The following is a 21,188-nucleotide window of genomic DNA, read 5'->3' on the forward strand; positions in this document are numbered from 1 at the left end:
GTGGCCGAGGCGGTCGGGATCATCCGCGCCGCGGCGCGGTCGGTGTAACCGACAAACTGAGGGATCGCATCATGCGCAAACGACTGGTCCTCGCCCTGCTGTGCATTGCCCTGCCGTCCGCGGCCCTGGGCCAGGAGGCGGCCGATGCTGCGCTGTGCCGCAGCATCGGTGGCGACGGCGTGCTGCAGGCCGAGCTGCTGTTCGGCCGTAACATCGAAGGCCGGGCCAACGTGTCCGACGCCCAATGGTCGGACTTCCTGGGCCGGGAGGTCACGCCGCGCTTCCCGGACGGGCTGACGGTGTTCGAGGCCGCCGGCCAGTGGCACGACAGCGTGACCCGGCAGGTGGTGCGCGAGCCGTCCTATGTCGTCATGATCCTGGCGCCGAACACGCCGGACACGCTGGCCCGGCTGTCGGCGATCCGGGCCGCCTATGTCAGCCGGTTCCGCCAGCAATCGGTCGGACTGACCCTGGCCCCGACCTGCGTCGACTTCTGAGGCCGGCGATGGCCAGAGCGGGCATGGCCGGTCGGGCCGATACGGCGGCCGCGGGCTGGCGCGACGTCTACGACGCCTGGTTCCCGGCGGGGCTGGAGCATGCCGACCTCGAGGCGCAGCGCCGGGCGGTCAGCCGGTGGTTCCGCGGCCGGGCCGATCCGGCGCTGCCGGGCCTGGCTCCGCTGGTGGCGGCGGCCCGTGCCGGGCGGCTCAGCCATTGGACCGCCACGCCGGTCGGCCGGCTGCTGCTGATCCTGCTGGCCGATCCGATCGCGCGAACCCTGCTCGCCGGCCGGCCCGAGGCCTTCGCCGGCGAGGCGCTGGCCCTGCGGCTGGCGGAGGAGGGGCTGCGTTCCGGCCACTACGAGGCCCTGGCCAGGCCCTGGGAGAAGATCTTCCTGATCCTGCCGCTGGCCGGGGCCGAAGGTCCGCGCCACCCGGCACGGCTGGAGCGGGCGGCGGTGCTGGCCGAACGGGTGGTAGCGACGGTGCCGGGGCCGCAGCAGCCGCTCTACTGGTTCGCGCTCGGCCAGATCCGCGCGCATCAGGACCAGATCGCCCGCTTCGGCCGCTTCCCGCACCGCAACGCCCTCCTCGGCCGGCCGTCGACCCGGGCGGAGCTGGCCTATCTGCATCCGGCGGAATTCGGCGGCCGGACACCGGCGGCCCTGCCCGGGTGGCGGCTTTCGCGCTGCTGATCCCATTTGGGGCCGGCCGCTATCCGCTACGCAGAATGAACCTCTCTCAACATGTCAGTTTGAGCGTTTTTGCAGTCGAGGAGGGCTCCTGCCATGTCAAGCGCCCAGCCCTGTCGGCGCGTGAGAGCGGAATTTCCGTGTGTCGCGCTTCGCGGCCAGTCTCTGATGGCTCAGATGCGCGAGGAGCGGACCTAATGGAGACGTGTGGTATCGGCGTGCGTGTCCGCAAGGGGTAAGGAGCGGAAATAGGGGCGGCCGCTCCCCAGCCCCGCTGCGGTAACAAGAAGGTCAATACCATGGCGGCGAAGCGCCTACCCCGCTGATTACCGCCGGCGGAGGGCGCTATACAGCGCGGCGCCGAACGAGACGATGAATGCGCCGGTCACGACGACCCAAAACAGGCCCGACCAGCTCAGGTAGTGAATCACGACACCGGCGCCGGCGATACCCACGCCCATCGCCCCGAAGCCGACGAGAACCTGGTTCCCTACGTTCTCCGTCTGCCTCGACTGAACCCGGCGGCGATTGGCTTCGGCAGTGACCTGCTGCCTCGCAAGCTCGTCGACCTCTTCTGCGGTGAGCTTGCGACCGCCCGGGACGGAAATCGGCGGATCCTGGTCTGGCACATAGCGGTTGCCACCGGTGGCCGGGTCAAAGTCATAAGACGCACGCTTGTCACGATTTCCAAAATACAAGTAAACGCCGAAGCCAGAAAGTAAAATCGCCACTTCCAAAAAGAATAAGATATCCTGAACATCATAATTCTAAATGTATGTTCTTTTGAGATACATAATTATAGAACTTATCAATATTGCAATAGAGGGAACTAATCTATACCATCGAAATCTCGATTCGTGCCTATTGCGGTTGAAATTTCTACTTTCCGTCTGCATTGCCCATTCAAAATTGGATTATAAAAAGCGATTCCGCCGATCCAGTATCCTATCATTCTGCCATGCTGTCGGATGGCGGCAAAGAGCCGATAGCGGACCAGCGGAGAGGCGCGGCGTCGACACCGTGTATTCTGTCAGCATCGGAGGCCGGACGTTCGGCAGCCCTGGCGGAAGCATCCCCATGGGTCGAACGCGGCTTTTCGAGCCACTTCCGGGGCGGGCCGAGTTGTAAACGCAAATGTTCATTGCGTTAACCGGCGCGATTCGTTCATGATACGTTCCATGGAGCCCGCAGCAGCTGATCTCGACGTCCAGGCCTATTGCCGCAGCCTCGCGCTGCAGCAGATCCGGATGCTCACCCGCCTGGCCGAGATCGCCATGCAGCTCGCCGAGGCCGAAGGCGTCCGCGCCGTTGAAGCGCAGGCCAGGGCCGCCCAGACCCGGACCGCCGAGCCCAAGGCCGACGCGGCCGCGGTGGAAGCGGCCAGGGCCGAGGCGCAGGAGGCTGGGATGGCCTTCAGCCGCTTCTCCAACTCGGTGCAGCGCTCCCTGGCCCAGCGCGCCCGCGCCGCCGACCGGCTCTGCGCCCGCGACAAGGCCGAGGCCCCGGACCGCGAGGCCGCCCGCAAGGCCCGCCGCGACCGCCACCGGGCCGAGGTCGAGGGCACCCTGCGCTTCATGATCGGGGACGAATTCCCGGATGAGGCCCGCATCGACGCCCTCCGCGGCGAGCTCGGGGAGCGGCTCGATGAGCTCTATGAGGACGAGAGGGTCCGGGTCGAGGACCGGCCGGTCGGCTCGGTGATGGCCGGGCTGGCCTGCGGCCTGGGCATCGCCGAGGAATGGCGGCGCTGGGCGCCCGGCTGGCCGAGAATGCCGCGCCCGGCCCGGCCGGCCGGCAGCGGGGCCGAGGTCGAGGCCGAGCGGGCCCGGCGCCGCGAGGCCGCCGTCGCCGCCGTCGAGCGGGCCTTCCCCGAGATCGACCCGGCCCGGATCCCGGGGATCAGGGCCGGGCTGGCGGTCCGGCTGCAGGAGGCCGACGTGGTCGAGTGGCTCGACACCGAGGCCATTTTCACCATCGCCGATCGCCTCGCCCGCTCCCTCGGCATCGACCACTTCCTCTGCCTCGAAGACCCGGACGCCCCCGACACCGGGTGACGATCAGGGCCCGATCAGCGGCAGCGCGGCTCCCGCCGCGGCCAGGCCGAGGACGACGGTCCAGGGCGGCGCCTTCCACACCGTGAGAGCCAGGAATCCGGCCAGCGCCAGGGCGAAGTCGCTCGGGGCCAGCACGGCGCTGGTCCAGACCGGGCTGTACAGCGCCGCGCCGAGGATGCCGACCACGGCCGCGTTGGCGCCGCGCATGGCGCTCTGCGCGCCCGGGCGCCGGCGCAGCGCGTCCCAGAAGGGCAGGGCGCCGTAGAGCAGCAGCAGCCCCGGCAGGAAGATCGCGGCCAGCGCGACCGCGGCGCCGGCGACGCCGTTCGGCGCCGGCCCCATCATTGCGCCGAGCCAGGCGGCGAAGGTGAACAGCGGCCCCGGCACCGCCTGCGCCAGGCCATAGCCTTCGAGGAAGGCCGCGTTGCTGACCCAGCCGGGCGGCACCACCTCGGCCTGCAACAGCGGCAGCACCACATGTCCGCCGCCGAACACCAGCGCGCCGGAGCGGTAGAAGGCGTCGAACAGCGCCAGGCCCTGGCTTCCGGTCGCCGCCGTCAGCGCCGGCGCGGCCAGGAAGATCGCGGCGAACAGCGCCAGGGCGATGGCGCCGCCCCGGCGCGACACCGGCAGGCCCAGCCGGCCGGCGGGGGCGGGGCCGCCGTCGCGGCAGAGCCGAAGGCCGGCGACCGCCCCCAGCGCGATCGCGCCGATCTGGCCGAGCGACCCGCCGGCGAAGACCGCGACCGCCACGGCCGCCAGCGCGATCGCCGCGCGCTCGCGGTCCGGCGTCAGGCTGCGGGCCATGCCCCAGACCGCCTGGGCGACGACGGCGACCGCGACCAGCTTCAGTCCGTGCAGCACGCCCTCGGCGACCGGGCCGGCGAGGACGCCGGCGCCGAGCGCGAGCAGGCACAGCAGGCCGGCCGAGGGCAGGGTGAAGCCGCACCAGGCGGCGAGCCCGCCGAGCAGCCCTCCGCCGCGCAGCAGGCCGAGGGCGAAGCCGACCTGGCTCGACGCCGGCCCCGGCAGGAACTGGCATAGCGCGACGAGATCGGCATAGCCGGCCTCGTCGATCCATTTCCGCCGCGCCACCAGCTCGTCGCGGAAATAGCCGAGATGGGCGATCGGCCCGCCGAAGGAGGTCAGGCCGAGCTTGAGGAAGACCCAGGCCACCTCGGCCGGCGAGGCTCGGCTTGGCTGCGCGGCCGTCTCGGCGTCGTCTGGGGCGGTCATCGCGGCCTTCGCTGCTGTCTCGGGCGGGCCCCACCGATAGGTGAGTCCCGCCGGGACCGTCAACCGCGGATGCTTACCCTTACCCGCCTATTCCGCGGCGGTGCCGCTGTAGGTCGCTCCCGGCTGGGCCGGCCGCTTCACTTGGCTCTGCGGCCTGGCCTTGCGGGCCTCGGCCAGGGCGACCTCGAGCTGCCGGCGCGCCCCGGCATGGGACGGCTCCAGCTCGACCGCCCGGCGCTGCACCAGGGCCGCCTCGTCCCAGCGCTTCTGGCCGGCGAGCAGGTTGCCGAGATGGCGGTGCAGCGCCGCCTCCTCGGGTGCCAGCTTGATCGCCTTGCGCGCGGTCGAGACCGCCTTGTCCGCCTGGCCGAGCGCGGCGAAGGCGGCGCTGAGCTGTCGCAGCGCGCCGGCATGGCCGGGGTCGAGGTCGATGGCGCGGCGCAGCTCGACCACCGCGTCCTTCCAGCGCTTCCAGCCGGCCAGGAGGTTGGCGAGATGGCGATAGAGGCCGGAGTCGTCGGGCGACAGCTCGATCGACCGGCGTGCCGCCGCCTCGGCCTCCTCCGTCCGGTCGAGCGCGGCCAGGGCGGTGCTGAGCTGGCGCTGGGTGCCGGCATGCGACGGCTCCAGCGCGGTTGCCGTCTCCAGCGCCCTGACCGCCTCGGCCCAGCGCTTGTCGGAGATCAGCAGCGCGGCCAGGGCGCGGTGCAGATGCGGCCCCTCCGGATCATGCTCCAGGGCCCGCCGGCAGGCGGCGATCGCCCGCGGCATCCGGCCCAGCTGCGACAGCACGGTGCTGTGCAGGTGATGCAGCCGGGAATGGTCCTCGCCCTTGGCGATGGCCTCGGCGATCAGGCGCTCGGCCGCTTCGGCCTTGCCCGCCGAGATCAGGTAGCCGGCCCGCGCTGTCGTGGCATTGGCGCTGCCGGCGAAGTGCCGGCCGATCTCCTCGATCGTCGCCATCGCCTCCCCGGCATGGCCGCAGCGCAGCAGGACGCCGGCGACCCAGGAATACAGCCCGACCAGGTCGCGCTGGCGGTCGAAGGCGGTGCGGATGGTGTTGGGCGGATGGCCCAGCAGCTCGCGCGCCACCGCCGCGGCCTTCTCCTGCTCGGCCCTGGCCTGCTCGGGCTTGCGCAGATCGGTCAGGATCTCGGCCAGCAGCAGATGCAGATCCGGGTCGATACGGCTGTTGCGGATGGCCTCGCGCACGGCGTTCAGGGCGCCGTCCGGGCGGCCCCTGGCGCGCAGGATCCGCCCGAGCTGCTCCCACATCGACGACCGGGTCGAAGCCCGCAGCAGCAGCTTGCGCTTCAGCTTCTGCACCAGCTCGGGCGGGGTCGGGTCGCGGTCGTGATCCGGCTCCGCCTCGAACAGGCGGATCGCCATCCGCTCCGCTTCCTCCGCCTCGGCCAGGCTGCCGCCCGCCAGCAGGCAGCGCGCCAGGCTGTGATGGAAGTCGGAGCGCTGCGGATCCAGCGCCAGCGCCTTTCGCCAGAACGAGACCGCCTCCGCCGCCCGGCTCGTCGTCATCAGCATGGTGGCGGCCAGCGCCTGGGCCTCCGCCAGGTCGGCCGGGGCGCGGGCGATCCACTCCCGGGCCAGCGCCCGGCCCTCGCCGTAGCGGCCATGGCCCCAGAACAGCTTGAACAGCAGCTCGGCCGCGTCGACCGACTCCGGGTCAAGCGCCAGCGCGGTGCGCAGGCTGGCGACGGCGTCGTCGATCGCACCGGTGTGCTGGGCCGACCGGCCCATCTGGACATGGTACAGCGGGTCGGCCTCGCGCAGGCGCTGCGCCTCCCGTTCCAGGCCGGCGGCCTCGTCCTCGCCGCCCTGCGCGCGCAGCAGCTCGCCGAGATGCAGGAGAGCCGCCGGATGGCCGGGCAGCAGCTCTGCCGCCCGGCGCGCCTCTGCGACCGCCTCCGTGATCCGGCCGCCGCGGGCCAGGGCCTCGCTCCGCACCCGGTGCTGATAGGCCGTGACCTCGGCCGGCCGGGCAGGGGCCTCGACCGGCGGCTCATCCTCCCCGTCGGGGAAGACCCGGGCCAGCGTCCGGCGCAGATCCTCGTCGATCTCCAGCCCCGCGCCGTCGCCGTGGAGCAGCTCGGTCCGTTTGGCGTCGGTCAGGTTCGCATCGACGTCCCAGCTGGTGTTGATCGGCTTGAAGTGGCGCAGGCCGACCTTGAAGCCGGCCTCGTCCGGGACCATGCCGATGACGTTGTGGATCGCCCATTGCACGTCCTCGGGCGACTTGGCCGGCACCACCGCCCATTTCTCGGTGCAGGCGTCCAGGCGGCCCGCTTTCTTGTAGAAGAAGTGCCTGTGCCGGCGCTGCCGGGGCAGGGGCTCGGTCGCGAAATTGTGGATCCACCAGCCGTCGAAGCGGATGAAGCCGGTGTCGGACTGCTCGGCGATCTCGAACACGCTCTGCCCGTCGCGGGTGACGGCCAGCTCGTCGATGTCGGCGTTGACGACGCTGGCGGCCGTCCGGAAACAGCGCAGCCGCGCATGCTCGAAGGCCGCGGCCTGGCCGTAGAAGGAATCCCAGATGCTGTAGGACAGCGGCCGGCGGCCGTCGAACACGCCCCATTTGTACGGCCAGGGGATGGTCAGCACCTCGATCGACGGATCGATCGCGCGCAGCGCGTCGTCGAGCTCGCGGACGTCGTAGGCGGTGGAGGCGTTGTCGTACAGGACGACGCCGTTGCAGCCATGGCCCCGGGCGTAGTAGCGGATCCAGTCTTGGATCCAGGCGATGTCGTTGTCCTGGCTCATCGCATAGATGCAGCGCCGGCCGGCGAAGAGCCCGCTCAGATTGGGCTGCGGCGCCAGGAAGGCGCGGCCCAGGCTGGTGTCGGCGATCAGCCCGGTGGTGCCGGGCGGCACCGGGACGGTGACCAGGTCGACCCAGCGCTTGTGCCGCACCTGGAAGGTGCAGGGCTGCATCGAGGGCAGGGCGGTGAAGCTGAAGCCCAGCTCCGTCTCCAGGTTCAGGAGCGGCGGCCCGACCAGCCGGATCGCCTCGCCCGACGCGTCCCAGAACACGTCGCAGAACACGGTGGTGAAGTCGAAATCAGCCTCGTAGCCGGCATGCCGCAGGGTGGGCGGCCGCGGCGGCATGCGGATCGGGTCGTGGCTGAAATCCAGGATCCAGGGAGTCAGCTGCGACAGGCGCCGGGGCGAGCGCGCGCCGCCGCGGCGGAGGACCGGCTGGTCCCGGCCCTCCGCGTCCCCCGTCGCCGGCATCGCGGCCGGCTGCGGCACCTCTGCGACGACCTCGACCGGGCGAGCCTGTTCCGGCTCCGCCTCGGCGGCATAGGCCTGGATCAGGCGGCGCAGGCCGTCCTCGACCGAGATCTCGGTGCGCCAGCCCAGCAGCGCTTCCGCCCGCGCCGGGTCGCCGCGGAAATGCGCCACGTCGAAGTTGCGGGGCGGTGCCGTGCGGATCTCGACCGGGATCAGCGCGGCGGTCCGGGCCATCTCGGCCAGCTCGCCCAGCGACACGGCGCGGCCGCTGACGAAATGGATCGGCGGCAGTGCCCGGTGGCCTTCCTTGAGGCACTCCACCAGCAGGGCCAGGCCACGGCCGACATCATCGACATGGGTGAAGTCGAAGGTGTTCTCGGCGCCTTCGATCGAGATCGTGCCACCGGTCGCGGCCGCCCGGGCGAAGGCCGGCACCACCCGGTCGCGGTGGTCGGCGGTGGAGCCGAAGACGTTGGAGAAGCGCACGATCACCGTGGCCAGCCCGGCCTCGCGGGCGCGGCCGACCGCAGCCTCGGCGGCGGCCTTGGAGCGGCCGTAGATGTTGACGGGTTCGAGCGGCGCGTCCTCCGGCACCGGCAGCGTCGCCGAATCGCCATAGACCTCGCGGCTGCTGGCGTAGACCACCCAGGGCCGGCGGCCGGCCGGCTGCTCCAGCGCGACCTGCAGCACCGCCTCGGTGCCGTTCACATTGATGTCCCAGCACAGCTCCGGATTGCGCTCGCCGGTGATGACGCGAGAGACGGCGGCGAGGGAGACGACGCCGTCGCAGCCGGCCATGGCCTGTCGCAGCTGGTCCAGGTTCCGGATGTCGCCATGGCCGGGCGTCCCGGCCTCATAGGCGCTGTCGAAAGCGACCGGCTGGTGCCCGGCCTCGGCAAAGCGCCTCATGATCTCGGTGCCGATCAGCCCACGCGAGCCCGTGACAAGGATTCTCATGAAGGTCGGCGTTCCCATGCTCGAAGGCGGCAAGACCGCGCTCGCGCCTTCAGGTTCCACGCATCCGGACCGAAATTCCGCGATGAAATCTTGGTGTCGCTCGATGGGTGGTCGCTGGAGCAACCGTTTTGCCACGAAACCTTGATTTCGTCAGAGTTTCGGCCGGAAGATTTTGAGGTTCGAATTCAATCTTCGAGAGTTCGCTGTGTCAATAAAGTTTTTGTAAGGTGTTGTGGGATGATTTTCTCAGGAGATGAATTTGAAATCTTCCTGGCCGAGGACGCCGGCATCGATGTGCGGGGCGGCCGTCGATCTCAAACGAAAAGGCCGGCCACGCGTCACGTGGCCGGCCCTCCGAGGATCTTCCTGCGGCTGAAGTCTACGAGACCCTGCCGCGAAACTGGCCGAGGCCTGCTACTTCGCCGGTGCTTTCGCAGCGACCTGGGTCTGTTGTCTGGCTGCATCGGCGGCATAGGCGTGGATCAGCCGGCGCAGGCCGTCCTCGACCGAGATCTCGGTGCGCCAGCCCAGCAGCGCTTCCGCCCGTGCCGGGTCGCCGCGGAAATGCGCCACGTCGAAGTTGCGGGGCGGTGCCGTGCGGATCTCGACCGGGATCAGCGCGGCGGCCCGGGCCATCTCGGCCAGCTCGCCCAGCGACACGGCGCGGCCGCCGACATAGTGGATCGGCGGCAGCGCCCGGTCGCCATCCTTCAGGCGCTCCACCAGCAAGACCAGGCCGCGGCCGACATCATCGACATGGGTGAAGTCGAAGGTGTTCTCGGCGCCTTCGATCGAGATCGTGCCACCGGTCGCGGCCGCCCGGGCGAAGGCCGGCACCACCCGGTCGCGATGATCGGCGGTCGACCCGAAGACGTTGGAGAAGCGCACGATCACCGTGGCCAGCCCGGCCTCGCGGGCACGGCCGACCGCAGCCTCGGCGGCGGCCTTGGAGCGGCCGTAGATGTTGACGGGCTCGAGCGGCGCGTCCTCCGGCACCGGCAGCGTCGCCGAATCGCCATAGACCTCGCGGCTGCTGGCGTAGACCACCCAGGGCCGGCGGTCGGCCGGCTGCTCCAGCGCGACCTGCAGCACCGCCTCGGTGCCGTTCACATTGATGTCCCAGCACAGCTCCGGATTGCGCTCGCCGGTGATGACGCGGGAGACGGCCGCGAGGGAGACGACGCCGTCGCAGCCGGCCATGGCCTGTCGCAGCTGGTCCACGTTCCGGATGTCGCCATGGCCGGGCGTCCCGGCCTCATAGGCGCTGTCGAAAGCGACCGGCTGGTGCCCGGCCTCGGCAAAGCGCCGCATGATCTCGGTGCCGATCAGCCCACGCGAGCCCGTGACAAGGATTCTCATAAGGGATTTCTCTCAAACCGTTGTCCGATACGATGCCGGCGAATGAGTGCCGACCGGGTCCTGGTCAGGCTGTTCCGACCCTGGCTTCTGCTGTCTGCCTTGGCCAGTCTACGCAGGCAAAGAGCAGAACTCTACTTCCGTGAATCATATCCCCCTCCTTCATCAGAGCGCGCGAGAAATCCTGGTTACTGAGATTCCGCGCGCCATGCCCCCAAATCCGATAGTGAAGTCTCGATACAGTTCGCCAGGTGAGCGGCAGACAACCTGTCCGTTTCGAAAGAAATTCCTCTGAGGTTGGATTTCAAGCTTTCTGTGCTTGGGGTGTCAAACGATTTTTGTGAGTTTTATGGGCTTTTTTGAGGCGAAAGAAGGGTCTCGCTCAAGATGGAACCGGACGCAGCCACGAAAGCGCAACGCCGCCTCCGTTACCCGGCAATCTCCTCGACCGTCTGCTCGATGGCGCCGAAGATCGAATGGCCCTGGGCGTCCTTCATCTCGATCCGCACGGTGTCGCCGAAGCGCAGGAACGAGGTGTGGGGCGCGCCGGACAGGATGGTCTCGACCATGCGCAGCTCGGCCAGGCAGGAATAGCCGTGGCCGCCGTGAAGGATCGGCTTGCCGGGCCCGCCGCCGGCGTCGCGGTTCGACACGGTGCCGGAGCCGATGATGGTGCCGGCGCCGAGCGGCCGGGTTTTCGCCGCATGGGCGACCAGGGTCGGGAAGTCGAAGGTCATGTCGACCCCGGCATCGGCCCGGCCGAACGGCGCGCCGTTCAGCTCGACCAGCAGCGGCCGGTGCAGCTTGCCGCCCCGCCAGGCGTCGCCCAGCTCGTCCGGCGTCACCGCCACCGGCGAAAGGGCCGAGGACGGCTTGGATTGGAAGAAGCCAAAGCCCTTGGCCAGCTCCGCCGGGATCAGGTTCCGTAGGGACACGTCGTTGACCAGCATGACCAGCTTGATCGCCCTGGCGGCGTCGTCGCGGCCCGCGCCCATCGGCACGTCGCCGGTGACCACGGCGACCTCGGCCTCCAGGTCGATGCCCCAGGCCTCGCTCGCCATCCGGATCGGATCGCGCGGGGCCAGGAAGGTGTCGGACCCGCCCTGGTACATCAGCGGGTCGGTCCAGAAGCTCTCCGGCATCTCGGCGCCGCGGGCCTGCCGCACCAGCGCGACATGGTTCACATAGGCCGAGCCGTCGGCCCATTGATAGGCGCGGGGCAGGGGCGACAGGGCCTGGTGCTCGCGGAACCGGTCGCTCGGCACGGCGCCGAGCTCCAGATCATGGGCCAGCGCCTCCAGCCGCGGCCGCAGCAGGTCCCAGTCGTCCAGGGCGCGCTGCAGCGTCGGGGCGATGCCCCCGGCCACGGTGTAGCGGGTCAGGTCGCGTGAGACGACGACGAGGCGCCCGTCGCGCGACCCGTCCCTCAGGCTGGCGAGCTTCATCGGCCGGTATCCTCCCGTGTGTCGAAGTTCTTCTCCAGCCCGCTCCAGCAGGCCGGGTAGTCATCCTGCAACGTCGGCAGCTCCGCTGCATAGCGTGTCAGCTGCTGCGGGAACCGGGTCTCGAACATGAAGGCCATGGTGCCGGTCAGCTTCACCGGCTTCAGCTCGGCCGTGCTGGCCTTGGCGAAGGCATCGGTGTCGGGCCCATGCGGCAGCATGCAGTTGTGCAGGCTGATGCCGCCGGGCAGGAAGCCCTCCTCCTTGGCGTCGTAGCGGCCATAGATGAGGCCCATGAACTCCGACATGATGTTCATATGGTACCAGGGCGGCCGGAAGGAGTGCTCGGCCACCAGCCAGCGCTCCGGGAAGATCACGAAGTCGACATTGGCCGTGCCTGCCTCGCCTGACGGCGCGGTCAGCACCGTGAAGATCGACGGGTCGGGGTGGTCGAAGCCGATGGCGCCGACCGGGGAAAAGGTCCGCAGATCATACTTGTAGGGGGCGTAGTTGCCATGCCAGGCGACGACGTCGAGCGGCGAGTGGCCGATCATGGTCTCATGGAAGCCGCCGCACCATTTCACCACCACGCGGTGCGGCGTGTCCGTCTCCTCGAAGGCGGCGACCGGGGTCTTGAAGTCGCGCGGATTGGCCAGGCAGTTGGCGCCGATCGGGCCGCGGTCCGGCAGGGTGAACTTGGCGCCGTAATTCTCGCAGACATAGCCGCGCGACGGGCCGTCCACCAGCTCGACCCTGACCTTGGTGCCGCGCGGGATCACCGCGATCTCGGCCGGGCCGATCTGCATGACGCCCAGCTCGGTGACCAGGCGCAGCGAGCCCTGCTGCGGCACGATCAGCAGCTCGCCATCGGCGTTGATGAACACCTCGTCGACCATCGATTCGGTGACCAGGTAGACATGCGCGGCCATGCCGGCCTGGGTGAACACGTCGCCGGCCGTGGTCATGGTCCGCATGCCGGTCAGGAAGGTCAGGGGCTCGTCCGGGATCGGCGTCGGGTCCCAGCGCAGCTGGCCCAGCGGCAGACCGTGGCGGATGACATGCGGCGCCGTCTTCCAATGCGGCAGCTCGATCTCGCGGAACCGGCCGACATGCCTGACCGAGGGCCGCAGCCGGTACAGCCAGGACCGCTCATTGGTGCCGCGCGGCGCGGTGAAGGGCGAGCCGGAGAGCTGCTCGGCATACAGCCCGTAGGCGCAGCGCTGCGGCGAGTTCTGGCCCTGGGGCAGGGCGCCCTCCAGGGCCTCGGTCTCGAAGTCGTTGCCGAATCCCGGCATGTAGCGGAGCGTCATCGCATCCTCCCGGCCTCGTCATTCCATCTCGCCCGGATATTTGTTTCATTTGAAACGAATATCAATGCCAAACTGTCAGCGCGGGCGGTCCGGCCGCGGCGTCTCGACCCCCGGGATACCGCCGATCCGCTCGGCCAGGAAGTCGACCAGCAGCCGGACCCGGGCGATGCCCGCCCGCTCCGGCACGATCAGCAGGCTCAGGGGCACGGGCGGCGGCTCGTGGCCCGGCAGGATGACCTCGAGCCGGCCGGCCGCCAGCAGGTCGTCGACCAGCCAGCGATGGGCCGGCCCGATGCCGCGCCCGGCGGCCAGGGCCTCGCGCGCGGCAAGGCCGTGATCGACCCGGAACCGCCCCCCGAACGGCACCGCATGGCGCTCGCCATCCGGCCCCTCCAGGGTCAGCGTGTCGCTGCCCGCGATGTTCGTCATCCGGATGCCCTCATGGCCGGCGAGGTCCTGCGGCACAGCCGGCCGGCCCCGCGCCGCCAGGTAGGCCGGCGCCGCCACCATGAGCCGCCGGGACCGGCCGAGCGCACGCAGCTTCATCGAGCTGTCGGTCAGCGGCCCGAGGCGCAGGGCGATGTCGACACCCTCGCGCACCAGGTCGACGCGCTCGTCGGTCAGGCTGAGGTCGACCTCGATATCGGGGTAGCGGTCCTGGAAGGCGAAGATCAGGCGGCTGACCTGCAGCACCCCGAAGGCGGCGGTGCAGGAGATCCGGATGGTACCGGCCGGCGCCCCGCGCGTGGCCCGCGCCTCGTCCCCGGCCTGCTCGACCAGGCGCAGGATCTGGACGCAGTCGGCGTAGTAGCGGCTGCCCTCGTCGGTCATGGTCACGCGCCGGGTGGTGCGGCTGAGCAGCGGCACGCCGACCGCCTCCTCCAGCTCCCGCAGATGCCGGGTGATGGTCGACTGGCCGACCGCAAGCTCGCGCGCCACCGCCGACAGGCTGCCGCGCTCGGCGACGCGGACGAAGCTGCGCATGCGCTCGAGCGAGACGTCCGGCCTATCCATTTATCGGCACAATCATATCCATTCCCGACATATAGCGGATCAACCGAGGACTGGCCACCTCAGGGGTCGGTTTCCTTGAAAGGATCGCTACCATGAAGGTGCTGCTTGTCTTCGCCCATCCCGAACCCCGCTCGCTCAACGGCGCGCTGCGCGACGTCGCCATCCGCGAGCTCGAGGAGCAAGGCCATGAGGTGCGGGTGTCGGATCTCTATGCCGATGGCTGGAAATCCGAGGTCGACCGGGCCGACTTCCCTGCGATGGCGCCCGAAGCTCGGCTGAAGGTGGCCGGCGCCTCCGCCGAAGCCTTCGCCGCCGACGCGCTGACCGAGGACGTCAGGGCCGAGCAGGAGAAGCTGCTCTGGGCCGACATGCTGATCCTGCAGTTCCCGCTGTGGTGGTACAGCATGCCGGCGATCCTCAAGGGCTGGGTCGACCGGGTCTATGCCTACGGCTTCGCCTATGGCGTCGGCGAGCACAGCGACCGCTACTGGGGCGACCGTTTCGGCGAAGGGACGCTCGCCGGCAAGCGCGCCATGCTGATCGTGACGGCTGGCGGCTGGGAGGAGCACTACGCCCCGCGCGGGGTCAACGGGCCGATCGACGACCTGTTGTTCCCGATCAACCACGGCATTCTCTACTACCCGGGCTACGACGTGCTGCCGTCCTTCGTGGCCTATCGGGTGGATCGTCTCGACGAGGCCGGGTTCGAGGCCGTGGCCGAGCGGCTGCGCGAGCGGATGCGGACGATCGCCACCACCCCGCCGATCCCGTACCGGCAGCAGAATGGCGGCGACTATCTGATCCCGAGCCTCCAGCTCCGTCCCGGCCTGGGCGATCCGGCTGCGGCCGGCTTCGCGCTCCACCTGGACGGCGCCGGCAAGCGGGCTGCGGCAGCCTAGTCGTCGTTGACGGCGAGGCGGCGCAGCGGGACGGGGGCGTGCAGGTCGGGCGGGACGCCGCGCCGGCGCTTCGCCGCCAGCAGTGATTCCGCGATCTCCTGCGACCGCACCGCCAGCACCGACAGCAACGTGTCGCTGAGGCCGTGCGAGGTCTCGGACTGGCCCTGCAGATGGACCTGCGGCCGGAACTCCGGCCGGGTGCGCAGCCGGTAGTCGCGGTCGACCGCGAAATCCTCGATCCAGGGGGCCAGCGCCGACAGCAGGCGGCGCCCGCCGTCGCGCTCGTAGCCGGTCGCCAGCACCACCGCGTCATAGCCGCGCCGCGCCGCGGTGCCGGCGAAGCCGTCGCGCACCGTCAGCTCGACCGTCTCCGGACCGGCCTCGGCCTCGGTCACCTCGCAGCGTCCGCACAGCGCCAGCCGAGCCGGCCCCTGCACCTTCTGCTGGTACAGGACGCCGTAGATCCGCTCGATCAGGTCGGCATCGACCACCGCGTAGTTGGTGTTGCGGAACTCGCGGATGATCGCGTCGCGCTGCGCCTCGCCCTGGCCGAAGACGTAGTCGGTGAAGCCCGGGTTGAAGATCTCGTTGACGAAGGGGGTGTCGTCGGCCGGCTTCAGCGCGTGGCCACGATAGATCAGGTCGATGCCGAGTTGCGGGAAGCGGCCATGCAGGTCGAGCGTGATTTCCGCCGCGCTCTGGCCGCCGCCGATCACCGCCACGCGGGCGGAGGGGCGGCGCGCCAGGCCCAGCCCATGGATGCGGTCGAGATAGAAGGAGGAGTGCAGGATCCGCGGTTCGCCGCGGAGCGTGGCGAAGACCGCCGGGATGCGCGGGCTGCCGCCGGTGGCGACGACCAGGTTGTGCGTCCGCCGCACGGTCTCGCCGCCCGACGCGGTGCGCGACCGCACGCGCAGGCTGGTGACAATGCCCTGCGCCGTCTCCGGCTCGACCGCCGTCACCTCCTCGCCATAGCTGCAATGCCCGGCGAAGCGGGCCGCGACCCAGCCGAGATAGTCGTTGAACTCGACCCGGCTGGGAAAGAAGGTCTTGCGGTTGATGAAGGCCTCCAGCCGGCCCTTCTGGTGCAGGTAGTTGACGAAGGTCAGCGGGCTGGTCGGGTCCCGCAGCGACACCAGGTCCTTGAGGAAGGAGATCTGCATGTCGCTGTCCGGCAGCAGCATCCCGCCATGCCAGGTGAAGCCGGGCTGTTTCTCGACGAAGTGATGGCTCAGCGCCGCGCCGCGCTGGCGCAGCGCCTCGTCCAGCGCGATGGCCAGGGCCAGGTTCGACGGGCCGAAGCCGACGCCGACGACGTCGTGGATCGCGTCCTGGCTCATGCGTGCGGCACCGGCTGCTTGGAGGAGGCGGCCGGCAGCCACAGCCGGTCGAAGAAGAAGCGCTCGCGCAGCAGCATCACCAGCGCCGCCCGCTTGTGCGGGAAGTCGAAGGTCTTGATCCGGACGAAGCCGGAGGTCTCGAGGTTGCGGATCTGCTGGTGGTGCGCCGCCGCCGGCTCGCCGACGATGCGTTGGGTGCGGCAGTCGTCGAGCAGCATGTAGTGCGTCAGCGAGGGCAGCCAGGCGCTGATGAAGCTGCGGCCGCGATAGGCATCCTCGCCGACCACGACATGCCAGCCGCGGTCGTAGTCCTGGACGTCGTAGAACGGCGCCAGGCGGTTCTCGCGGGCCCAGTAGATCTCGAAATAGGCGAAGGGCACGCCGTCGAAGGTCGCGATCAGCGGCACCATATGCGGGTCGGCGATCAGCCCGGACAGGTAGCGGCGATGCTTCTCCAGGTCGCCGTCCTCGTTCCAGAAGGCGGCGACTCGCGGGTCGTTCATCCATTTATGGAGATGGCCGAGATCATCCTCCACCGTGGCGGCGCGGAAGGCGATGGTCTGCTCCAGCCACGGGATGTAGCGGGCATAGACCGTGCCCTGCGGCTTCGGCGGCCGCTGCGGGTGGCGCTTGCCGTCGGTCATCACCTGGCGCTGCGGAAAGGCCGGCAGGTCGGGCCGGCCGTGCCATAGCTCGGCCTGCTGCATGAACAGCTCCGGCAGCACGGTCAGCGGGGCGTCGGCGGTCTCGACCGCGACTCCGCGCCGACGCAGCACGTCGGCCAGCGCGCCGGCGCCGTCGCCGAGGTCCAGCGCCAGCCACTCCAGACCGGGCTGCCAGGCGAAGGCGGATTCGATGGCCGCGTTCAGGCCGCGGAGGGCGGCGTCACCCGACCCGGCCGGACCGGTCAGCGCCAAGCGCCCCTCGGCCAGGCGCAGGGTCAGCGGCGCGGCGCTGGTCTGCCACACCGTCAGCGAATCACCCTGGCGCGACGTCGTCACCGGGGCCCGGGTGGCGGCGTAGGAGAGGAAGGTCGTGCCGGGCTGGGGAATGGGTATGGCGTCCATCGTCTTCTCCTTGCGCGGCCGCAGGACTCTGCCGGCTCGGGCATGCCAGCGGCCGCCGGCAAGCGGGCGGATTCGTCTCGTCTGGTCGGGTCGCCGCTTCCCGGACGAGGGGCAGGGAAGGGCGAAAACGGGCTTGACTTGCAATGCAACTGCAACTCATTATCATTCATAGCCAGAAGGGAACGGGAAGTCCAGGCACGTTGTCGGCTCCCCAGTTTTCTCTTCAAGCCAACGGAAAGCGCTGAAGACCAAATCAAGATGCCAGGCCGACGCAACTCGGCGGGGCGTCGCGTGGTCGCGTCTGCATAATCCGTAAAATTTTCTCTATCTCTGCATGCGATATCGGCAAGGAGAGCCTGATGGCCTTCGATCGGGACGACACCGTCTTTCACGTCGTGGTCAACCACGAGGAGCAATACTCGATCTGGCCCGACTACAAGGAGATCCCAGAGGGCTGGACCGCCGTCGGCAAGACCGGCCCGAAGGCGGAGTGCCTGGCCTATATCGCCGAGGTCTGGACCGACATGCGGCCGCTGTCCTTGCGCCGGCATATGGACGGCCCGGCCGCGGCGGACGCCCCCCAGGCCGACGCCGCGCAGTGACTGCATGAGCGCCGTCGCCGCCCGGCTGTTCTGCCTGCCCCATTCGGGGGCCAGCGCCATGGTCTATGGCCGCTGGCGCCGGGCGCTGCCGTCCTGGCTGGCGGTGCATCCGGTCGAGCTGCCCGGCCGCGGCGCCCGCACTGGCGAGCCTCTGTCGACCGACCCGATCCGACTCGCCGCATCATTGGCGGGGGAGATCGAGGGCCTGATCGACGGGCCCTACGCCCTGTTCGGCCACAGCCTGGGCGGCCTGCTGGCCTTCGAGCTGGCGCATGCCCTGCTGGAGCGCGGTGCGCCGCCACCGCTGGTGCTGTTCGCCTCCGGCAGCGAGGCGCCGGCGGTCCGCGACGACCGCGACCTGGCCCGGCCGCGCAGCGATGCCGAGCTGATCGCCGATCTGCGCGGCTACCGCGGCACGCCGGAGGAGGCACTGGCGGATGACGAACTGATGGCCGTCGTGCTGCCGGTGCTGCGCGCCGACTTCCTGATGGCCGGCACCTACGCCTACCGGCCGCGCCCGGCGCTGCCCTGCCCGGTGCATGTCCTCGCCGGCACCGGCGACGATCTCGACCGTCCGGCGCTCGAGGCCTGGGGCCGGGAGACGCGCTGCGACTTCGTCCTCGACCTGTTCGAGGGCGACCACTTCTTCATCCACTCCCGTCAGGCGGAGGTGCTGGGCGTCCTCGACGCCGCCCTGTCGCGACGGATGAACGGCGGCCCGGCCGCCCTGTTCCGCGCCGGCGGATCGCCCGCCGGCCGGACGCTTCAGTGAGTGCCCATGCCATGGATGCCGTGACCACCGCCATGCTGACGATCCGCCCGCTGCGCGACGGCGGGCCCCTGCCGCTGCTGGTCGAGCCCGCTGCCGGCGGCGCGCCATCGCTGATCGAGGCCCTGCCGGAGATCCGGCCGATCGTCGACCGCCATCTGCCGGTCGAGGGCGGCGTGCTGTTCCGCGGCTTCGCGCTGGACGGCGCCGACGCCTTCCGCGGCTTCGCCGCCGGTTTCGGCCATCCGCTGCTGACCTACGAGTTCGGGTCGACCCCGCGCAGCAAGGTGACGCAGGGCGTCTACACCTCGACCGAATACCCGCCGCATCAGCACATCCCGCTGCACAACGAGCAGGCCTATACCCGGGACTGGCCGATGAAGATCTGGTTCTACTGCCAGCAGGCGGCGCCGGAAGGGGGCGAAACGCCGATCGCCGACAGCCGCGCCGTCTACCGCGCCATGCCGCCGGCCCTGCGCGACCGCTTCGCCGAGAAGGGGCTGATGTATGTCCGCAACACCGGCAACGGCCTCGACGTCTCCTGGCAGCAGGTGTTCGGCACCGAGGATCGCGGCGAGGTCGAAGCCTATTGCCGCGGCCACGGCATCGACTGCGAGTGGAAGCCGGATGGCGAGCTGCGCACCCGCCAAATCTGCCAGGGCACGATCGCCCATCCGGTGACCGGCGAGATGCTCTGGTTCAACCAGGCCCATCTGTTCCACGTCTCGAACCTGGAGCCGGAGGTGCGGTCGACGCTGCTGGAGCTGGTCGACGAGCCGGACCTGCCGCGCAACGTCTATTACGGCGACGGCTCGCCGATCGAGGACGAGGTGTTGGCCACCGTTCGCGAGGTGCTGGAGGCGAACAAGATCAGCTTCCCCTGGCAGGCGGGCGACGTGCTGATGCTCGACAACATGCTCACCGCCCATGCGCGGTCCCCGTTCAAGGGGCCGCGCAAGGTCATCGTCGCCATGGCGGAAGCGCACGGTCTGCACTGACGCTCCGAGCCGGAGAAAGCCGTGTCGCTTCTCGGAATGCTGATCCGCGGGTCGCGGGTCCTGTTCGCGGCCGCCATCCTCGCCAGCCTGACCTGCGGGGTGGGCGGCGCCCTCCTGGTGCTGCTGATCAACCGCGCCCTGCACGCGCCGGCCGAGACGCTGGCGCAATGGCTGCTGCCCTTCGTCGCCGCGGCGCTGCTGGTGATGGTGGCGCAGGTCGCCTCGCGCGCCCTGTTCGCCCGGCTCGGCCAGCGCGCGCTGGGCGGGCTGCGGCAGCACATCGCCGAGACGGTGGTGGCGGCGCCCTACCGGCGGCTCGAGGTGGTCGGCCGGGCGCGGATCCAGTCGCTGCTGACCGACGACGCCTCCGCCATCGCCACCTTCTGCATGGGCCTGCCGATCCTGGTGACGAACGGGGTCGTCATCCTGGGCGTGCTGGCCTATCTCGCCACCCTGTCCTGGACCTTCCTGCTGCTGGCCGCCGTGGTGCTGGCGCTCGGCTCGATCGGCCACCAGCTCAGCTACGGCCGCGTGCTCTCGCATTTCCGTGAGGCGGGCCGCGACCAGGACCGTCTGTTCGGCCATTTCGAGGCCCTGAACGGCGGCGCCAAGGAGCTGAAGCTGAACCGCGGCAAGGCGCGCCGCTTCCTCGACGCGGTGCTGGCCGAGGCGATCGACGCGGTTGCCCGCAGCCGGGTCCGCGGCCTGTCGCTGCTGGCCTTCGCCGATGGCTGGGGCCGGCTGCTGTTCATGGCGACGATCGGCACGGCGCTGTTCGCGCGGATCTGGATCGCGCCGGGGGATGCCGGCGTCGTCTCCGGCTATGTCATCGCCTTCCTTTACATCATGGGCCCGCTGGAAGGGCTCTTGGCCAACATCCCGCATCTCGGCATGGCCCGGGTGGCGCTCGGCCGCATCGGCGACACGCTGACGGAGCTGGAGGCGGGGAAGGAGGACCGGGAGTCTGTCCCGGCCGGGCGCGAGGTCACGCTGGCGCTGGAAGGCGTCACCCACGGCTACTATGACGAGCGCGAGGACGAGGTCTTCACCCTCGGCCCGGTCGACCTGACGCTGCGGCCCGGCGAGATCACCTTCCTGGTTGGCGGCAACGGCAGCGGCAAGACCACGCTGGCGAAGCTGGTCACCGGCCTTTACGCGCCCGAGTCCGGCACCATCCGCGTCGATGGCCGGGCCCTGGCGACGCCGGGCGGCGCGGCGCACCGGCAGCTGTTCTCGGCCGTGTTCTCCGACTTCCACCTGTTCGAGACGCTGCTGGAGGCGGCGGACGGGTCGCTCGACGACCGCGCCAACACCTGGCTGCGCCAGCTCCATCTCGACCACAAGGTCGCGGTCACGGGCGGCGCCTTCTCGACCCGCGACCTGTCGCAGGGCCAGCGCAAGCGTCTGGCGCTGGTGGCGGCCTGCCTCGAGGACCGGCCGGTGATGGTGTTCGACGAATGGGCGGCCGACCAGGACCCGCAGTTCAAGGACGTGTTCTACCGCGAGGTCCTGGCCGAGCTGAAGGCGCGGCGGAAGACGGTTCTGGTCATCACCCATGACGACCGCTGGTTCTCGCTGGCCGACCAGCTGGTCAAGCTCGACCGCGGCCAGGTGGTCGAGCGCAGCGGCCCCGCCGCGGCCGCGCCGGCGCCTCTGCGCGCCAACGGCCACGATCTCTCCCTCTCGCCGGTGTCATGAGGTTCGCC

Annotated in this window: 17 protein-coding genes; 8 read left to right on the forward strand and 9 right to left on the reverse strand. The window is 70.2% G+C overall.

Features of this window, described 5'->3' with window-relative positions; all coding sequences use genetic code 11:
- The first annotated feature begins 71 nt into the window (after positions 1 to 71).
- Both AAHM41_RS11390 and AAHM41_RS11395 read left to right on the forward strand, forming a co-directional pair.
- Complete coding sequence (locus AAHM41_RS11390) at positions 72 to 497, forward strand: DUF3574 domain-containing protein (protein ID WP_342236650.1); 426 nt, start codon at positions 72 to 74, stop codon at positions 495 to 497.
- Between the two features lie 8 nt (positions 498 to 505).
- Entirely contained in the window at positions 506 to 1,195 is a 690-nt protein-coding gene (locus AAHM41_RS11395) for a DUF924 family protein (RefSeq protein WP_342236651.1), read from the forward strand.
- A gap of 323 nt (positions 1,196 to 1,518) precedes the next feature.
- Here the strand turns inward: AAHM41_RS11395 and AAHM41_RS11400 are convergent, their stop codons facing one another.
- On the reverse strand, positions 1,519 to 1,929 hold the full coding sequence (locus AAHM41_RS11400) for a hypothetical protein (RefSeq protein ID WP_342236652.1): 411 nt from the start codon (positions 1,927 to 1,929) through the stop codon (positions 1,519 to 1,521).
- 441 nt (positions 1,930 to 2,370) lie between these two features.
- Between AAHM41_RS11400 and AAHM41_RS11405 the strand changes: the two genes are divergently transcribed.
- A complete protein-coding gene (locus AAHM41_RS11405; protein ID WP_342236653.1) occupies positions 2,371 to 3,246 on the forward strand; it encodes a hypothetical protein in 876 nt (291 codons plus the stop codon).
- Between the two features lie 3 nt (positions 3,247 to 3,249).
- Here the strand turns inward: AAHM41_RS11405 and chrA are convergent, their stop codons facing one another.
- The 6 genes from chrA to AAHM41_RS11435 form a co-directional block, all read right to left on the reverse strand.
- Positions 3,250 to 4,482 (reverse strand): chromate efflux transporter, encoded by a 1,233-nt coding sequence (chrA, locus tag AAHM41_RS11410; RefSeq protein ID WP_342236654.1) that lies wholly within the window; start codon positions 4,480 to 4,482, stop codon positions 3,250 to 3,252.
- Between the two features lie 87 nt (positions 4,483 to 4,569).
- On the reverse strand, positions 4,570 to 8,685 hold the full coding sequence (locus AAHM41_RS11415) for an NAD-dependent epimerase/dehydratase family protein (protein ID WP_342236655.1): 4,116 nt from the start codon (positions 8,683 to 8,685) through the stop codon (positions 4,570 to 4,572).
- Positions 8,686 to 9,099: 414 nt separating this feature from the next.
- On the reverse strand, positions 9,100 to 10,044 hold the full coding sequence (locus AAHM41_RS11420; protein WP_342236656.1) for an NAD-dependent epimerase/dehydratase family protein: 945 nt from the start codon (positions 10,042 to 10,044) through the stop codon (positions 9,100 to 9,102).
- 425 nt (positions 10,045 to 10,469) lie between these two features.
- Positions 10,470 to 11,486 carry a fumarylacetoacetate hydrolase family protein gene (locus AAHM41_RS11425; protein WP_342236657.1) on the reverse strand — a complete coding sequence of 339 codons (1,017 nt, stop codon included), beginning with the start codon at positions 11,484 to 11,486 and terminating at the stop codon, positions 10,470 to 10,472.
- The gene (gene hmgA, locus AAHM41_RS11430; protein ID WP_342236658.1) at positions 11,483 to 12,793 is read right to left on the reverse strand and encodes a homogentisate 1,2-dioxygenase; all 1,311 of its coding nucleotides are present in this window, start codon (positions 12,791 to 12,793) and stop codon (positions 11,483 to 11,485) included. Before hmgA ends, AAHM41_RS11425 begins: the two co-directional genes overlap by 4 nt.
- A 75-nt stretch (positions 12,794 to 12,868) precedes the next feature.
- Positions 12,869 to 13,807: a LysR family transcriptional regulator gene (locus tag AAHM41_RS11435; RefSeq protein ID WP_342236659.1), complete on the reverse strand. Its 939-nt coding sequence runs from the start codon at positions 13,805 to 13,807 to the stop codon at positions 12,869 to 12,871.
- A 92-nt stretch (positions 13,808 to 13,899) separates the two neighbouring features.
- Here AAHM41_RS11435 and AAHM41_RS11440 point away from each other — a divergent pair, with 92 nt between their 5' ends.
- Entirely contained in the window at positions 13,900 to 14,706 is an 807-nt protein-coding gene (locus AAHM41_RS11440) for an NAD(P)H-dependent oxidoreductase (protein WP_342236660.1), read from the forward strand.
- Here the strand turns inward: AAHM41_RS11440 and AAHM41_RS11445 are convergent.
- Positions 14,703 to 16,046 carry a lysine N(6)-hydroxylase/L-ornithine N(5)-oxygenase family protein gene (locus tag AAHM41_RS11445; protein WP_342236661.1) on the reverse strand — a complete coding sequence of 448 codons (1,344 nt, stop codon included), beginning with the start codon at positions 16,044 to 16,046 and terminating at the stop codon, positions 14,703 to 14,705. The two genes, AAHM41_RS11440 and AAHM41_RS11445, sit on opposite strands and share 4 nt — an antisense overlap.
- A complete protein-coding gene (locus AAHM41_RS11450) occupies positions 16,043 to 17,113 on the reverse strand; it encodes a GNAT family N-acetyltransferase (RefSeq protein ID WP_342236662.1) in 1,071 nt (356 codons plus the stop codon). The genes AAHM41_RS11445 and AAHM41_RS11450 overlap by 4 nt, the downstream gene beginning before the upstream one ends.
- 359 nt (positions 17,114 to 17,472) lie before the next feature.
- Between AAHM41_RS11450 and AAHM41_RS11455 the strand changes: the two genes are divergently transcribed.
- From AAHM41_RS11455 to AAHM41_RS11470, 4 genes are read left to right on the forward strand one after another with little or no spacing between them, the layout of a single operon-like run.
- The gene (locus AAHM41_RS11455) at positions 17,473 to 17,715 is read left to right on the forward strand and encodes an MbtH family protein (protein ID WP_342236663.1); all 243 of its coding nucleotides are present in this window, start codon (positions 17,473 to 17,475) and stop codon (positions 17,713 to 17,715) included.
- Positions 17,716 to 17,719: 4 nt separating this feature from the next.
- Positions 17,720 to 18,487: a thioesterase II family protein gene (locus AAHM41_RS11460; protein WP_342236664.1), complete on the forward strand. Its 768-nt coding sequence runs from the start codon at positions 17,720 to 17,722 to the stop codon at positions 18,485 to 18,487.
- Complete coding sequence (locus AAHM41_RS11465) at positions 18,484 to 19,482, forward strand: TauD/TfdA family dioxygenase (protein ID WP_342236665.1); 999 nt, start codon at positions 18,484 to 18,486, stop codon at positions 19,480 to 19,482. The genes AAHM41_RS11460 and AAHM41_RS11465 overlap by 4 nt, the downstream gene beginning before the upstream one ends.
- Positions 19,483 to 19,503: 21 nt before the next feature.
- Positions 19,504 to 21,180, forward strand: a complete 1,677-nt coding sequence (locus AAHM41_RS11470) for a cyclic peptide export ABC transporter (RefSeq protein ID WP_342236666.1) — start codon at positions 19,504 to 19,506, stop codon at positions 21,178 to 21,180.
- Positions 21,181 to 21,188 lie beyond the last annotated feature (8 nt).

The organism is Inquilinus sp. OTU3971 (assembly GCF_038440215.1).

Excerpts from the sequence above, each read along its gene's own strand:
- AAHM41_RS11390 (WP_342236650.1), top strand. The coding sequence starts at position 72 with ATGCGCAAACGACTGGTCCTCGCCCTGCTGTGCATTGCCCTGCCGTCC.
- AAHM41_RS11395 (WP_342236651.1), top strand. The coding sequence starts at position 506 with ATGGCCAGAGCGGGCATGGCCGGTCGGGCCGATACGGCGGCCGCGGGC.
- AAHM41_RS11405 (WP_342236653.1), top strand. The coding sequence starts at position 2,371 with ATGGAGCCCGCAGCAGCTGATCTCGACGTCCAGGCCTATTGCCGCAGC.
- chrA (WP_342236654.1), bottom strand. The coding sequence starts at position 4,482 with ATGACCGCCCCAGACGACGCCGAGACGGCCGCGCAGCCAAGCCGAGCC.
- AAHM41_RS11415 (WP_342236655.1), bottom strand. The coding sequence starts at position 8,685 with ATGAGAATCCTTGTCACGGGCTCGCGTGGGCTGATCGGCACCGAGATC.
- AAHM41_RS11420 (WP_342236656.1), bottom strand. The coding sequence starts at position 10,044 with ATGAGAATCCTTGTCACGGGCTCGCGTGGGCTGATCGGCACCGAGATC.
- AAHM41_RS11425 (WP_342236657.1), bottom strand. The coding sequence starts at position 11,486 with ATGAAGCTCGCCAGCCTGAGGGACGGGTCGCGCGACGGGCGCCTCGTC.
- hmgA (WP_342236658.1), bottom strand. The coding sequence starts at position 12,793 with ATGACGCTCCGCTACATGCCGGGATTCGGCAACGACTTCGAGACCGAG.
- AAHM41_RS11435 (WP_342236659.1), bottom strand. The coding sequence starts at position 13,807 with ATGGATAGGCCGGACGTCTCGCTCGAGCGCATGCGCAGCTTCGTCCGC.
- AAHM41_RS11440 (WP_342236660.1), top strand. The coding sequence starts at position 13,900 with ATGAAGGTGCTGCTTGTCTTCGCCCATCCCGAACCCCGCTCGCTCAAC.
- AAHM41_RS11445 (WP_342236661.1), bottom strand. The coding sequence starts at position 16,046 with ATGAGCCAGGACGCGATCCACGACGTCGTCGGCGTCGGCTTCGGCCCG.
- AAHM41_RS11450 (WP_342236662.1), bottom strand. The coding sequence starts at position 17,113 with ATGGACGCCATACCCATTCCCCAGCCCGGCACGACCTTCCTCTCCTAC.
- AAHM41_RS11455 (WP_342236663.1), top strand. The coding sequence starts at position 17,473 with ATGGCCTTCGATCGGGACGACACCGTCTTTCACGTCGTGGTCAACCAC.
- AAHM41_RS11460 (WP_342236664.1), top strand. The coding sequence starts at position 17,720 with ATGAGCGCCGTCGCCGCCCGGCTGTTCTGCCTGCCCCATTCGGGGGCC.